The 14,106-nt window shown below is 70.5% G+C and carries 10 protein-coding genes; 4 read left to right on the top strand and 6 right to left on the bottom strand.

Going from position 1 to position 14,106, the window contains the following annotated elements:
• Positions 1-25: 25 nt before the first annotated feature.
• Entirely contained in the window at positions 26-1,165 is a 1,140-nt protein-coding gene (locus QHF85_RS41605) for a site-2 protease family protein (RefSeq protein ID WP_281333007.1), read from the top strand.
• Here the strand turns inward: QHF85_RS41605 and QHF85_RS41610 are convergent.
• A complete protein-coding gene (locus tag QHF85_RS41610) occupies positions 1,162-2,562 on the bottom strand; it encodes a sensor histidine kinase (protein ID WP_281333008.1) in 1,401 nt (466 codons plus the stop codon). The genes QHF85_RS41605 and QHF85_RS41610 overlap by 4 nt on opposite strands.
• A 109-nt stretch (positions 2,563-2,671) precedes the next feature.
• On the opposite strand from QHF85_RS41610, the gene QHF85_RS41615 reads away from it, so the two are divergent.
• Positions 2,672-4,885, top strand: a complete 2,214-nt coding sequence (locus tag QHF85_RS41615) for a putative metal-binding motif-containing protein (protein ID WP_281333009.1) — start codon at positions 2,672-2,674, stop codon at positions 4,883-4,885.
• 9 nt (positions 4,886-4,894) lie between these two features.
• Here QHF85_RS41615 and QHF85_RS41620 read toward each other — a convergent pair whose 3' ends face one another.
• Together QHF85_RS41620 and QHF85_RS41625 are read right to left on the bottom strand one after the other, a co-directional pair.
• Complete coding sequence (locus tag QHF85_RS41620) at positions 4,895-5,236, bottom strand: hypothetical protein (RefSeq protein ID WP_281333010.1); 342 nt, start codon at positions 5,234-5,236, stop codon at positions 4,895-4,897.
• A gap of 185 nt (positions 5,237-5,421) precedes the next feature.
• Positions 5,422-6,480 carry a hypothetical protein gene (locus QHF85_RS41625; protein ID WP_281333011.1) on the bottom strand — a complete coding sequence of 353 codons (1,059 nt, stop codon included), beginning with the start codon at positions 6,478-6,480 and terminating at the stop codon, positions 5,422-5,424.
• Positions 6,481-6,780: 300 nt separating this feature from the next.
• On the opposite strand from QHF85_RS41625, the gene QHF85_RS41630 reads away from it, so the two are divergent.
• Positions 6,781-9,654, top strand: a complete 2,874-nt coding sequence (locus QHF85_RS41630) for a beta-propeller fold lactonase family protein (protein WP_281333012.1) — start codon at positions 6,781-6,783, stop codon at positions 9,652-9,654.
• Between the two features lie 3 nt (positions 9,655-9,657).
• Here QHF85_RS41630 and QHF85_RS41635 read toward each other — a convergent pair whose 3' ends face one another.
• Genes QHF85_RS41635 through QHF85_RS41645 form a run of 3 tightly spaced genes read right to left on the bottom strand, consistent with a single transcriptional unit; the run spans position 9,658 to position 13,014 of the window.
• The gene (locus QHF85_RS41635; protein ID WP_281333013.1) at positions 9,658-10,302 is read right to left on the bottom strand and encodes a lamin tail domain-containing protein; all 645 of its coding nucleotides are present in this window, start codon (positions 10,300-10,302) and stop codon (positions 9,658-9,660) included.
• A 17-nt stretch (positions 10,303-10,319) separates the two neighbouring features.
• On the bottom strand, positions 10,320-11,507 hold the full coding sequence (locus QHF85_RS41640) for a hypothetical protein (RefSeq protein ID WP_281333014.1): 1,188 nt from the start codon (positions 11,505-11,507) through the stop codon (positions 10,320-10,322).
• A gap of 19 nt (positions 11,508-11,526) precedes the next feature.
• Complete coding sequence (locus QHF85_RS41645; RefSeq protein WP_281333015.1) at positions 11,527-13,014, bottom strand: DUF2252 family protein; 1,488 nt, start codon at positions 13,012-13,014, stop codon at positions 11,527-11,529.
• Between the two features lie 366 nt (positions 13,015-13,380).
• On the opposite strand from QHF85_RS41645, the gene QHF85_RS41650 reads away from it, so the two are divergent.
• Positions 13,381-14,106, top strand: coding sequence for a high-affinity nickel-transport family protein (locus QHF85_RS41650; RefSeq protein ID WP_281333016.1), 726 nt, complete (start codon positions 13,381-13,383; stop codon positions 14,104-14,106).

Below are 14,106 nucleotides of genomic sequence, written 5' to 3' on the forward strand. Positions count from 1 at the left end.
GCGCGCTGCCACCGGAGGAAGCACCATGTTGGACCGAGGCTGGACGATCTTCCGCATTCGCGGCATCCCCGTGAAGCTCCACGTCACGCTCGTCCTGTTTCTCCCGTACGTCGCGTTCGTCACGTCCTCCCAGTTCAAGGCCATCGCCGAGGCCGTCGACCTCCCGCAGGACGCGCTGCACCTGCCTCCGCTCGTGTGGGGCACGATCCTCGCGATCGGGCTCTTCGTCTCCATCCTGCTGCACGAGCTCGCGCACTGCCTCGTGGCGGTCTCGAACGGTGTCCGCGTCCGATCGATCACGCTCATGATGCTCGGCGGCGTCTCGCGCATGGAGCGCGACGTGCGGCCCGAGCGCGAGGCGTGGATGGCCTTCGCCGGGCCGCTCTCGAGCTTCGGCATCGCGGTCGTCTGCTGGCTCGCCTCGCTCTTGCCGCTGCTCGCCGAGGTGCGCGTCGCCTTCCTCGCGCTCGCGCTCGCCAACGTGGTGCTCGGCGCGTTCAACCTCCTGCCCGCCTTCCCGATGGACGGCGGACGCGTCCTGCGCGGCCTGCTCTCCTCGCGGCTCGGCATCCGGCGCGCGACGAGCGTGGCCGCGACGATCGGCAAGGGCATGGCCGTGCTCTTCGGACTCTTCGGCCTTCTCTCGTTCAACGTGCTGCTCGTGCTGATCGCGGTGTTCGTGTACATGGGCGCGGCGGGCGAGCAGGGGCGGGCCCAGTGGAGGCAGGTCCTCGAAGGTTTGCCCGTGGCCGAGGTGATGACCGCGCGGCTCGGCGAGGCGCACGCGGACGAGCGCGCGGGCGAGGTCGCGCGGCGGCTCTTCCGGCAGAACCTCGCGGGCGCGCTCGTGGTCGACGGCGAGCACGAGCACGACCACGCCGAGCTTGCTCCGGATCACGTCCTGGGCGTGGTGACGGCGTGGGACCTCGCGCGGCCCGAGCTGCACCGCGCGCCCGATGCGACCGTGGGCAAGGCCATGCGGACGGACGTGCCACGTGTGCACACGCGTGACGACGCCGCGGCCACGCTCGATGCGCTGGTGAATGGAGATGCGGAAGCGGTGCTCGTGCTCGACGAGGGCGAGCACGTCGTCGGACTCGTGACGCCGGCCGACCTTCAGCGCGCGCTCGCGCTCCTCGGTGCGGCCGGCGGACGGGGTCGTTAAGCGACCATCTTCGGAATGAGCAGGCGCACGCGGGCGCCGCCGCTCGGGGCATCGTCGTACTCGAGCTGCATGCGCACGTGCGCCGCGATCGCCGTCGCGGCGATGAGCGCAACCCCCGCCGGACGACCTCCCGCGAGCACCTCGAAATCACGGCTCAGCACGCCGGTCCTCGCCGCCTCGGGCAGCGGGTGTCCGGCGTCGTCGACCGTCAGCGCGTATCCGCCGCTCGCGTGCTCCGCGAGCGTCAGCACGACCTCCGTGCCCGGCGGCGACGCGCTGATCGCATGATCGAGCAGCGCGTGCATCAGCACCGTCAGCGCCCCGATCTGCACGACCTCGTACGCGCTCTGCGGCGCGTGCAGCGTCACGCGCACGTCGTGCCGCGCCGCGCGCCCCATGTCGTCGTGCACCACGTCCCTGAGCGCCTCGGCCACGTCCACGTGCCGCGGCAGCTCGCCGATCGGGCACGCGCCGAGCCGCGCGAGGTCCGCCATCGTCTCCGACGCCGCCGTCACGTGCCGCATCGAGCTCGCCACGATGTCTCCGACCTCGCCCTGCCGATCGCGCAGCGGCAACAGGTCGCGCGTGATCGCCGAGAAGATGCCGCGCAGCTCCGACACGAGCCCGCGCATGCCGGCCACGAGCACCGCGAGCCCCTCGCTGCTCACCGGCTCGATCGACGCGCTCGCCGGCGGCGTGCTCGACACCCTCGCGCCGCCGCTCGCGAACACCGCGGCGAGCTCTTTCGCGTAGGCCTCGCCTTGCTCCTGCGCGGCCTTCAGCTCGCGCTTCAGGTTCTCGAGCTCCTGCCGCTGCATGTCCACGTCGGCAGGCAGCACCAGCGTCTGCATCGACCCATCGAGCTCGAGACGCCCTCCGTGCCGGATCGCCATGCGCGACAGCCACGCGCGCTCCGACTCGAACGTCGCGGGCTGGTCTGGACCGAGCACCACGCTGACCTTCACCTCTTCGCCTTCGCGGCGCACGCTCACCTCGGAGGTGCCCTTCGCGTTCGCGGGGTCGCCGGCTTGACCGACGAGCAAGAGCAGCATCCGACGCAGCTCGGCCTCGTCGCCGAACACCGTCGTGCCCTCGCCCATCTCGATCTGCACGCGCGCCTCGGGCGCGACCTCCCACATGAGCTGTGCGAGATCGATCTTGCCTCGCCGCCCTCGCGTTGCGGGGTGCCCGTGGAGCGAGGCCAGCATGCCGACGGCCTCGTCGAGCTGGTTCAGCGTCGTCTCCACCGCGACCGTGCTCTCGCCGTCGGGCACGCGAACGGAGCCCGGGGGCCCGTCCTGGATGATCACTCCCTGGCGGAGCTTCTGCGCTGCAGTGCGGGCTTCCTGCGCGAGCAGCCACGTCAGCTCGTTGCGCGTCAATCGATCGCTCGTCACCCGATCTCCGTCCTCTGCGCTTTCTTCGAGAAATCGCGCCGACGCATGATGCCAGAACCCGTCCTGCCCTGCTACGCTGAAGGCGGACCTGGCCCCTTCTTCCTTTGCCATGACGAGCGCCGAGACGAAGGCTCCGTGGCCCCGGCTCCTGCGACCTCCTCGCTGGATCGTGGCCCTCCTCCCCGCCGTGCTCGCGAGCGCCTGTGGGCCATCCACCGCGCCGAACCCGTTCGCCATCGACGCCGGCCCCGACGCCACCGACGACCCCGACGGCGGCGGCGGCACCGGCGGCGGTAATCCCGACGACGGAGGCCCGCCCGACGACACCCTCGGCGGCCCTTGCAACGACGACGCCCAATGTGACGACGCCATCGCTTGCACCGTCGACACCTGCGACACCTCGATCGCGCGTTGCCGCCACAGCCCCGACGACGCGGCTTGCCAGAACGGCACCTACTGCGACGGCGTCGAGCGTTGCGGGCCCAAGCTCGGCTGCCTCCCCGGCGCGCCCGTCGCTTGCTCCGACGGACTCGTTTGCACCATCGACACCTGCGTCGAGTCCACGGGCGCCTGCACCCACGTCCTGCGCGACGCCGACGGCGACGGCACGCCCGACGGACACTGCATCGCGAACGGGGACTGCGACGACGACGACCCCAAGGTCTCCCCGGCGTTGCCCGAGGTCTGCGCGAACGGCACGGACGACGACTGCGACGGCGCCGTCGACGAGGCCGGCTGCGCTTCCCCCGAGCACGACGCGTGCGGCGATCCGCTCGTCATCGACGCGCCCGGCGCCGTCGCGATCGACACCACGGCCGCCGCCGCGAACTTCGCCGCCTCCTGCAACGTCGACAATCAGCCTGCCGCGCGCGACGTCGTCGCCGCGATCGTCCTGCCTGCGGGTCCGCCCCTCGACGTCGAGATCACCGCCCGGACGAGCGGCGCCGACGTCGCGATCGCGCTCCTCGGCCAGTGCGGCGATCCCTCGACGGAGATCACCTGCGGCAAATCGTTCTTCCATCCCCAGGGCGGCCGCTTCGCCAAGATCCGCGGCCGCGGCCTCGGCGATCCTGCGAAAACCACCGCGCTGCCGCTCTACGTCTTCGCCGACGCGGACACGCCCATCGTCCTCGACGTCGCCTTCCTCCCGCCCGAGCCCATCCCTACGAACGAGACCTGCGGCACCGCCGAGCCCATCTCCTTCGGCGTGCCCTTCGTCTCCACCTTGATCGACGCTGCCACGGACGTCGGCATCGCCTGCACCCCGCTCACCGGCGAGCTCCTCTACAGCTTCGACCTCGCCGCCCCCGCGAACGTCCACGTCTACGCGAGCTCCGTCGACGGCGACGGCTTCCCCGTGGTCTCCCTTCGCGACGCGGCCTGCGCGCTGCCCGAGGACGAGATCACCTGCCAGAGCGCATCCATCGTCGACGTCTTCCGCCACGCGCTCCCCGCGGGCACGTACCACGTCGCCGTTGGCGCCACCGCGCCCACGATCGTCTCCACGACCGTCGTGATCGAGCCGCCCACCGAGCCTCTCCCCGACGAGACCTGCGCGACGGCCCCGGCGATCACGCCCAACGTCACGCGCGACGTCGACCTCCTCGATCGGCAGGATGACGTCCAGCTCGGCTGCTTGCCCGGCGCCGTCGACGCGGCCTACGCGCTCTCGCTCCCCGTCGCCTCCGACGTCCTGCTCGTCCAGCGCATCTCCCAGGGCGACAGCGGCGCCGTCTCGCTCGCCCTCCCGGCGTGCGCCGACCCTTCCGATGAGCTCATCTGCGATGCCGGCTCGCAGTCGCCCCTCCGTATCGGCAAGCGCAACGTCCCGGCCGGCGAATACCGGGTCATCGCCGAATCCCTCCTCGGCCAGCCCGTGCAGGTCACGGCGTTCGTCCGCAAGACCGCGCCGCCTTTGATCGTCCCGTTCGCCGACGCTTGCGCCGATGTCCTCATGATCCCCGAGACGGGCGGCTTTTTTCAGGGCAACACCGCGAATGCCACGGCGAGCTTCAACGCGGGTTGTGATCAAGGTGGAGGGCCCGAGGGCGGGGCACGTGACCAGCTCCTCGGGCTCTCCCTGTCTGATAAAAAACGCGTCGTGCTCGACATGGGCGGATCGGGCTACACGACGCTGCTCGATGTCCGCAAAGGTCCCGATTGCCCCGGCGTCGAGGTCCCAAAGGCTTGCGCCGTCGGTTACGGTCAAAACAAGAGCTTCCTCGACCTCACCCTCGATCCTGGCATCTACTTCCTCCAGATCGACGGGCTCGGTCAGGACAGCGGCCCTTGGTTCCTCGACGTTCGCATCATCGATCCTTGAACGACGCCGTCATCCCCTCCCCTTCTTTTTCGATTTCGACCTCGATGCCCCGACTTGCGCGCTGACGGTCACGTTGAAGGCGAGCCGATGCATCTCCTCCACCGCGCGCTCCGCCTCCGCCGGCGTCATCGCGAATCCCGTGAACATCTTGCGCCCGGCATACCGCGCCGGGTCGATGCCCTCTGCATTCACATAGATCAAACCATCACTGCCCAGCGCGAGCTCCGTCGGGAGCTCCGGCGGAGCTTCGTCCTCCTCCGTTCGTACGCTTCTCGTTCGTCGCCTCGTCGCCGCCGGCATAACGTTCTTGCTGGCGCTCGTTTTTCGAGGTCGAACCGATTCCTTTCGCATGTACGAGTCCTCATTGGGAAGGACGCCGGACTTTGCGCGCCTGGCCAAGGCTCTTTCATGCTCGGTTTTTCTTCGAACGTCAAGCTCGGTTTTTCCGGGACCGCGGTTTGTCCCTCTCTCGACCAGGTTTGTCCGAAGACCGTCGCGACGCGCGGGAGGGTCCGGTCCGGACGGCGCCCGGGCGCTCAGCGCGCGCTCGCCCGAGGCGGGCCCTGCTCCTCGGCGAGCGCAGAGACGAACGCCCCGCGCAGCGCCTCGAAGTCCTCGATCGAAAGCGTATGGCTATCCTGGACGAACCCATTGAACCAGTGCTTCGGCGCGCCCGGCCGGAGCTGCTCCAGGATCGGACGCGTCTTGATCTCCTTGCCGAGCTCTCCCAGCACCACGAATTTTTTTCGAAATGGCTGCGCCCCGCCGTCCATCCCCCGAAACGAGGGCGTGTCATCGCGGTACGTCTCCCCCACGAACATCCCCATCGCCCGCAAGCCCCGGCCGCGCCCCGTCACGTGGAAAAAAAACGGATCGCCCTTGCCGTAGCGATCGAGCTCGCCTTGCCTGCGCCGGCCGAAGCTCTTCGTTTGCATGCAGAGCGTGTAGTTCTTCGCCGTCACCACGAGCAGGTGCCGCCGCGCCGCCGCCTTGCCGCGCTGCTCGCCGAGCTTCTGCGCCACCGAAAAGCCGAGCCGCGCCTCGGCCGAAGGGTCGGGCGCGCGCTCGATCGCCGCCCGGCGCGCGGCCCGCAGCGCCTCGTACTCGGCCTCGAACGCATTCGAAAGCGGCCACGCGAGCTCCGACCAGAAGAGCTCCTCGAAGAGCCGCATCGGTCGCTCGAGCTCCGGCTCCGACGCGCTCCCCTCGATCCGCACGTTCACCGCGAGGTCCCGCGCGAGCCCCGACGCCGCGAGGTCCGACGAGCCCACGTAGACCACGCGCCGCGGCCCGAGGTCGAGCACGTAGAGCCGCGGCAAAAACGCCGTCCCGCTCCACGCGTGGTAGATGCGGCAGCGCGCGCCCGGCATCCGATCGAAGCGACGGAGCATCGCCGTCTCCGTCCCGTACCCGTCGAGCCCCGCGAGCAGCAGAAGCTCGCCGCCGCGCTCGACGAACCCCATGAGATCGACCACCGCGAGCGCGCTCGCCTCCGCGCGGCTCACCGCGATGCAGACCCTCGTCGCCTCGCCGAGATCGGCCGCGAGCCGCGCGCCCATCTCTCGGCCGTGACGCAGGAGCTCGATGGTCGCCATGCCGACCGCGTTTCTAGCAAGGGATCCCGCGCCGCGTCGAGCCTCTTTCGGGACGCGCGCGTTCCCGGGCAAACACGCCCCCCGTCCGATGGACGCCCCTCGCCGCCTTGCTCGAACCATCCGAAGAGCGCGGCGCCCTCTCCTTCGCCGACGACCTCACCCGCCGCCGCCCCTCGGACTTTCGGCGGGCCTGACCACACTTCCTGATCGTTTCGTATCTCAAAAGGTCTAAGATAGCCCTTGCCAGGGACCCGTGCGTCTGCGACTGTCTACATACCTTCCACAAAGGATAGACAAACGATGACGTCCTTACGCCTGTCCCAGCTCCTCGCGATCCTTGTTGGCTGCGCGCCGTTCGCGGCGGTCGCATGCGGCGACGACCCTTCGAATCCGGGCACGCCCACGAGCTCGAGCAGCGCCTCCGGCAGCGGCGGTGGCGGCGCGGGCGGCGCCGGCGGGGCGGGCGGCGTCGGCGGCGGCAGCTCGAGCACCGGCACCCCTGGGATCGCCTGCGCCGACGCGCTCCTCCCGCTCCAGAACCCGCGCGCCCACACCCTCGGCGAGACCTTTTATCTGCCGCGTTTCCTCACGGACGAAGGCTGCCCCGCCGAGCTCGCGTGGCAGGTCGTCTCGGCGCCGCCCGAGAGCAAGAACGCCGTCCACAACACGGGCGCCCCCGAGCCGCGCTTCACGCCCGACGTCCCCGGCGACTACGTCTTCCGCCTCAACGACCCCGCGCAGACCGAGCTCACGCTCCGCGCTGTCGCCCGCACCCCGAACGAGCGCTTCCGCAACCACCAGCTCACGCCGCTCCATGGCGCGGCCGTCGTCGACGGCGAGCTCTGGACGACGAACGGCGCCTCCTACACCGTCACGCGCCTCGTCGCCGACAACGGCACGTGGAAGAAGGCCGGCGAGATCACGGTCGGCGCCTGGCCCGCCGCCATCGCGCATCACCCCGGCGACAAAAAGGTCTACGTCGCGCAGCGCGGCGGCGACACGGTCGGCATCCTCGATCGCGACCGCGGCGTCCTCGAAGACGCGCTCTGGGTCGGCGACGAGCCGAGCGGCCTCGCCCTCGCGCCCGACGGAAAAACGCTCTACGTCTCGCTCGCCACGATGCGCAAGGTCGTTGTGGTCGACCTCGACAAACGCGAGGTAAAGGCCACGATCCCGGTCGGCTTCGACCCGCGCGCCCTCGCGCTCTCGGCCGACGGAAAACGCCTCTTCGTCGCCTCCTACCGCTCGGGCAACAAGATCAAGGACACGCGCGGCACGTACGGCCCCGGCGATGACGAGGACATCTGGATCGTCGACACCGACACGCAAAAGGTCTCGCTCGCGATCTCCGGAATCGCCGCCGATCTCCGCTCGATCTCGCTCTCGGAGGACGGCGCCGAGCTTTACGTCGCCGCGACGGACGGCGACCCCGAGCCCTCGCAATCCGCGCCGGGCGCCGAGCCGTTCGTCCACGAGGTCGTCGTCCTCGGGGCTGACCCGGCCAAACCCGACTACGGCACCGTCCTTCGCCGCGTCGATCTCACGCGACAATCGGGCTCCGGCGGCGCTGTCGTCAATCCCGCGGGCGTGCTCGGCGTGGGGGACACGATCTTCGTCTCGTCCGAATCCTCCGACGTCGTCGTGGCCCTCGACCGCGCCACACTCGCCGAAAAGAGCCGCGCCGCGGTCGGCCCCGGCGCGCGCGCGCTCGTCAAGATCGGAAATGCGATCGCCGTCCACAGCTACCAGAGCTTCGAGGCGAGCTTCCTCGACGCGTCCGGCGCCGTCGTGCAGACCGTATCCCTCACCGAGGACCCGCGCCCGGCGAACGTCGCGCTCGGCGAGCGCGTCTTCACGCGCCCGGGCGGCGGTTTCGCCTCGAACCATGCTTGCTCCAGTTGCCACGTCGAGACGCAGAACGACGGCATGGTCTGGCGCTTCGGCCCGCAGATCTGGCACAACGTCCGGCCGCTCCAGCTCCTCGGCGCGACGACGCCGCTCGAATGGGGCGCGTACGTCTCGAATGCGGACAATTTCGGTTATCAGGGCCCGAGCTCGATCGTCGGCCGCCCGGCGACGCCCGAGGAGGCGCTCGGATTGCAGGCGTTCCTCGACTCGCTCCTCGGCGCCCCGCGCGAGACGGGCCATACCCGCGTCGACGGCAGCTTCACGGAGGCCGCCCTCCGCGGCAAGGATCTCTTCGAAGGCAAGGCCGCTTGTTATGGCTGCCACACGCCGCCGCTCTACACGTCGCGCGAATACATCCCCGTCGGCAAATCGGGCGAGCCGGCAGACGTGCCCTCGCTGCTCGGCGTCTACCGCCACGGCGTGTATTTCGTGAAAGGACAGGCGCGTGATCTGGAGGCCGCACTCGACGTGGCCATCAACTACGTGCAGGCCGACCTCACGTCCGACGAGAAGGCCGATCTGCTCCAGTTCTTGCGCGAGCTCACGCCGAAGGGCGCACACCCGGGCGCGATCTGGCCCGACATCGACAGCGACGACGCGGTCTACCCGAACGTCCGCCCGAGCGTCGCGTTCGCCGACCCGATCGACGACGCGCAGCCCGGAAAAACCGCGGCCGACGTCGCCGCCGAATACGTCACGCTCGAAACCGAGGCGGGCGAAAAGGTCGCGGGCTCGGTCGTGTTGACGGGCGGCCTCGTCGAGTTCGTCCCGGCGTCACCGCTCGCCGCGGGCGCGAAATACCGATTCCGCGTCTTGCCGGGCCTCCCGTTCCTCTCGGGCGGCGCGCTCTCGGGCGAGCGCAGCACGGAGTTCGTCGTGGCGAACCCGGCGATCGGCACCTGGCCGAAGACCATGAAGATGACCGTCACGGTCTCCGGCCCGGGCGGCCCGACGCCGCTCGCGTACGTGCTCGAGGCGAGCGACACCCCGCGCCCCGGCGGCATGACCCTGCTCGTGAAACCGCAGCTCTTCGGCAACCAGCAGCGCCAGGAGGTGTGGGCGCGGCTCGACGGCGACAAGCTCTACATGCAGCCGATCGCGCTGCCGATCAACCCGACCGGCGTGGCCGACGCTGCGATGATCGTGGGCACCGTCAAGACCGTGAACCAGGCCGACAAGACCATCTCCCTCGTCGAGGGCACGCTGCGGCTCGGCGGCCCGGGCATCAACATCCCGGGCGTCCCGTTCGTCATCGTGCCGAACTGATCCTCAAGGCGCCTTCGTGTTCGCCTCGCCGGGCGTCGGCTCGCAGGCCTCGAAATCGCCGATGCCGTTCGGCACCCGCCCGTACGTCTCGCCGTCCGCCACGGCGTCCGGGGGATAAGCCGCCTCCTCGACGATCGCGTCGCTCGGCGACAGGAAAAAAATCTTGTCGCCGTTCTTCGCGCTGATCCCGAATCCCGCTTGATAACAGGTCGCCGGCCCTCCCTCCGAGAGGCAATTCGATTGCGGCCCGGCCTCGGGCGCGTCGACGCCCGCGACGATGACGAGGTACGCGCCCGGCGAGAGCTTCGTCCCGGCCTCGAAACGCACGGCCTCCGCGAGCTTCGGCGCGTCGCCGTCCTGATCGGCGATCGCATACCCGTCGAGGTCCATCACCGCGTCGCCCACGTTCACGATCTCGATCCACTCCTCCGCGCCCGTCGCCGCGATCTCGTTGATCACGACCTTCGCCGCGCCGCCGCCGCCCGCGCCCGCGCCGCCCTGCCCGCCGCCGCCGCTCCCGCCGCCGCCTTGCCCCGAGGAGCTGCTCGCGCTCCCCGTGGGAGGCGGATTCTCCGTGGACTCCGAGCAACCGAGCACGCCGATTGCCGCGACAAACATCCCTGCCAGGAAAAACTCCATCCGCGCCATCTCGTTTCTTCCTTTCTTCAGAAAACGACCCGGCTCGCGAGCCGGAGCTCCCAGAAATCCGAGCCGGGCAACGCCGCCCTCGCGACCTCGCCCGGCGCCTGCCTCGTCACGGCGACGTGCCCTTCGAGCGGCTGCGCCACGCGATATCCGACCGAGCCCGTCACCGTCGCGACCGTGTCCCCCGCCGCGCCGAGCTCGCGATTCCAGTACGCGCCGCGCACGCCGAAGATCAGCCGATCCACAGGCTCGAGCCGCACGAAGCCGTCGACGAGGAGCGACCTCCGCGCGCCGTCGTCCGCGAGCCCCCACGCATGCGTGACGGACGCGCCCGCGCGCACGCGGATGCCCTGCCAGAGAACCGAACCGGTCAGCCTGTCCGCGCGTGAAAGGCCCGTGCCCGACGAGCCGACGACGTACGATCCGAAGATCGCGAGCGGCCGCGCGGCCCCCTTGGGCGCGGGATGCACGGAGGCCGCGATTTCAATATTTTTCCCGCGATTCAGCTCGCGGCTCGTGTATCCCTCGCCGTTGTACGCGCCGACGGCGACGAACCCGTAGTTCTTGGGCAAATGGAAGCGCGCCGTCGCGCCGAGGTCTGCGGGCGAGAGCATGCCGGTTTGCTCGATCGGTGCGGGCCCGACGACGCGCAGGCGCCAGGTCCCTTCGAGCTCGGGCACGGTGAGCGTCGGGACGACGCCGGCCGCGAGGACGAACCACGACGCATATCGAACCCCGGCCCAGGCCTCGCGCAGCCGCAGCACGATGCTATCGCCGGCGACGCCGATCAGCGCCCCCTCGCTCGCCGAGCGCACGCCTTCGAGCACGACGCGCCCGATGGCCGGGCCAAACTCCCCGGTGATCGCGCCGTGCACCCGCGGCACCTCGAACAGGTGAAACCACGCGCGCTGCCCGGGCTCGGTCGCGGTCCATCGAACCGCGTATTGCGCGAACATTTCGAGCCCCGGGGTCACCTTGAGCCCCGTGGTCCCCGCGGCGGTGGGAGGCGCCGCCGTGCCATTGAGATCGGGAGCGGGAGCGGGAGCGGAAGCGGGTGCGGCAGCGGGCGCGGGAGCGGGAGCGGCAGCGGCAGCGGGCGCGGAAGCGGGCGCGGCGGCAGCGGCGGGCGCGGCCGCTTCCTGCGCCGCGGAAGGTCGCGCGGAGGCAACCATCACGGCGAAGAGCGTCGTCAGGGCGAAAATACGCATACGAGTTCGTCGCTCCAGGTCAGGGCACGTGGGCATCGCCATAAAGGGCCCGCAAATCGGGCGGCGGCGTATCCGCCGGATCCATCGGAACACCGAGCCGCGGCCCGCGCTCCGCGAGCGCCTCCCGAAACAGCCCCCAATCGACGAGCACCTGCGCGGCATATCGATCCCCGACCTCGACCTGTTCCGCGACAAACCCCGCCGGATCACGACCGATCACCTCGGCCACGTCCGCCACGGCCCACGACGTGCCCAGCGGAACCGCCGCGTGCGCGCGGGCCACGACGCCGCCGAGGCGCCGCCCGAGGCTCGCGAGCGCCTCCGGGCTGCCTCGCTCCTCGCGCATGCGGCTCACCCGCAGCGTCTTTTGCCCCTCGCTCTCCCGCTTGATCTGGCAGACGAACCCCATCCATTCCGTCGTGCCCCAGAGCGGCTCCGCGTCGGGCCGAGCCCACGCCGCGCGCGACGCGAGGCGCACGCGCTCGGCGACGCCGTCGTAAAACACGCCCGGCGGATAGAGGCCCGCGAGCCCGCTGTCGGCGAGCTCCTTCAATTCGAGCACGACGTCGTCGGCCGGGTCGTCCGTCGGCCCGCGGACGAGCAAGATGACCCGCACCCGGGCCCAGCTCGCGACGCCAGAGCCGAGCTCCCGCGCGGCGTCGAGCAGCGTGAAAAACGCGGGCGGCGGCGGTTCGAGCAGCGTCGCGCGATATCGCTCGATCGCCGCAGGGAGCGCGTCATACGCGGCCGGCGGGACGTCGAGGTAAACGCCCGTCGGCTCCTCCGGATCGATCACGCCGCGGCGAAGCCTTCGCTCCGGGCCCACGAGCGTCGTCAGCTCGTCGAGCTCGGCGTGGGCGTCGCGATCCTCGATCGAACGCTCGAACAGATCGTCGAGGTTTGGATCCCCGCCGCCCTCGGTGATCCGCTCGCGCGGCCCGCCCTTCGCGAGGGCGGCGATCGCGTCCGCATACCCTTCCGCCGCGGCGCGGCCGATGTCGCGCGAGGCCGCGGCCGCCTGCGCCTGCGCGGCGGGCTCCTCGGCATTCGTGAGGCGCGCGGCGAGCGCCATTCCCGCGACGAGGCGGCGGACGTCCCAGAGATACGGGGCGAAATCCGAGCTGTCGAAATCGTTCGGCTCCAGCGCGAGCGTGCCGTCGGCCGCGAGGAGCGCGCCGAAGTTCTCGGGATGGGGATCGCCGAGCGCCGGAACGAGCGGCCCGGCGAGGGCGTACGCCGAGGCGCCGAATCCAAAGTTGTTCCCACGATAATCGTGGAGCGAGAGGGGCACGGTGCCGCGATAAAAATCGTACGCGCTCGCGGCCATCCGCGCGTATTTGCCCTCGCAGAGGCGCGGCCTCGCGCGGAGGAGCGGCTCGTCGGCCCGGGCCATCACGCTCGTGATTTCGGCCTTGCGCGCCGCCTCCTCGGTCCGCTCGCCGCACGCCACGAGCGCGAGCGCGAGCGCGAGGCAAAGAGAACGACGTTTCGAGGGCGGCCCATTCACGCGGGCGATGCCTAACCGAGCGGAAACGTCCAGGCAATCGCGCGGAGCGTGCGACACCCTTCCGTCACGGCCCTGCCACGTCGTCTACGCGGCTGCCATCGACCCGTCACCGATCATCATTGCGCCGCCACGATTGCAACCCGTTTGGAGCGTCGGCGGCACCGCTGGTGCCGAGGGATGCGATCTGTCGTCGAGGGGGCGGCGCCCCTTGACACGACCTGGAACGTTCGTGCTACGGTCGTGTGGTCAGCCACCCTGACGCCTCGATGGCGGTTCGGCGCTCGCCGCTCCGTAGAGCGTCCCCGGCAGCCCCGATCGACCCGAGACCGCCGGGAAACCACTCCCGGTCGCCGCGAGGGTGCGCCTTTGATCTCCATCTTCTCGATCCTGCTGCTGGGCTTCTTCCTCGGCATGCGACACGCGACCGACCCCGACCACGTCGTGGCGGTGAGCACGATCGTCAGCCGGGAGCGCACGCTCCGCGCCGCGGCTCCCCTTGGAGCGATCTGGGGACTCGGCCATACGGTGACGATTCTCGTCGTCGGCGGCGCCATCGTCCTCTTCGGCATCGTGGTTCCGCCTCGCGTCGGCCTGACGATGGAGCTCTCGGTCGCGCTGATGCTGATGCTGCTCGGCGGCCTGAGCCTCGCGAGGAGCGTCCGGCAGACGCGCGGCCACGACGCCCCGCCTGATCCGGGCCACGAGCGCGCCCACGCCGTCCTGGGAGGGCTCGATCGCCGGCTCGGCCACCTCGGCGCATATCGTATCCTCCGGCCGCTCGTGGTGGGCGTCGTGCACGGGCTCGCCGGCTCGGCCGCCGTGGCGCTGCTCGTCATGGGGACGATTCATGAGCCGGGGTGGGCGCTCGCGTACCTCGTCGTTTTTGGCGCCGGGACCATTGCTGGCATGCTGCTCATCACCACCGCCCTGGCGATCCCGTTCGCCTACGTGGCGCAGCGCTTCGAGCGGCTCCACCGCGGCCTGGGCCTCGCCGCGGGGGTTTCGAGCCTCGCCCTCGGCGCGCTCCTCGTCTACGAAATCGGTTTCGTGCAGGGTCTTTTCACCAGCAATCCGCAGTGGACTCCAGGATGA

The sequence above is a fragment of the Polyangium sp. 6x1 genome, assembly GCF_029946515.1.
In the GTDB taxonomy this organism is placed as follows: Bacteria; Myxococcota_A; Polyangia; order Polyangiales; family Polyangiaceae; genus Polyangium.

What these genes read in the sequence shown, in the direction of transcription:
- QHF85_RS41615 (WP_281333009.1), top strand. Translation starts at nt 2,672, where the DNA reads ATGACGAGCGCCGAGACGAAGGCTCCGTGGCCCCGGCTCCTGCGACCT.
- QHF85_RS41625 (WP_281333011.1), bottom strand. Translation starts at nt 6,480, where the DNA reads ATGGCGACCATCGAGCTCCTGCGTCACGGCCGAGAGATGGGCGCGCGG.
- QHF85_RS41635 (WP_281333013.1), bottom strand. Translation starts at nt 10,302, where the DNA reads ATGGCGCGGATGGAGTTTTTCCTGGCAGGGATGTTTGTCGCGGCAATC.
- QHF85_RS41605 (WP_281333007.1), top strand. Translation starts at nt 26, where the DNA reads ATGTTGGACCGAGGCTGGACGATCTTCCGCATTCGCGGCATCCCCGTG.
- QHF85_RS41620 (WP_281333010.1), bottom strand. Translation starts at nt 5,236, where the DNA reads ATGCGAAAGGAATCGGTTCGACCTCGAAAAACGAGCGCCAGCAAGAAC.
- QHF85_RS41630 (WP_281333012.1), top strand. Translation starts at nt 6,781, where the DNA reads ATGACGTCCTTACGCCTGTCCCAGCTCCTCGCGATCCTTGTTGGCTGC.
- QHF85_RS41640 (WP_281333014.1), bottom strand. Translation starts at nt 11,507, where the DNA reads ATGCGTATTTTCGCCCTGACGACGCTCTTCGCCGTGATGGTTGCCTCC.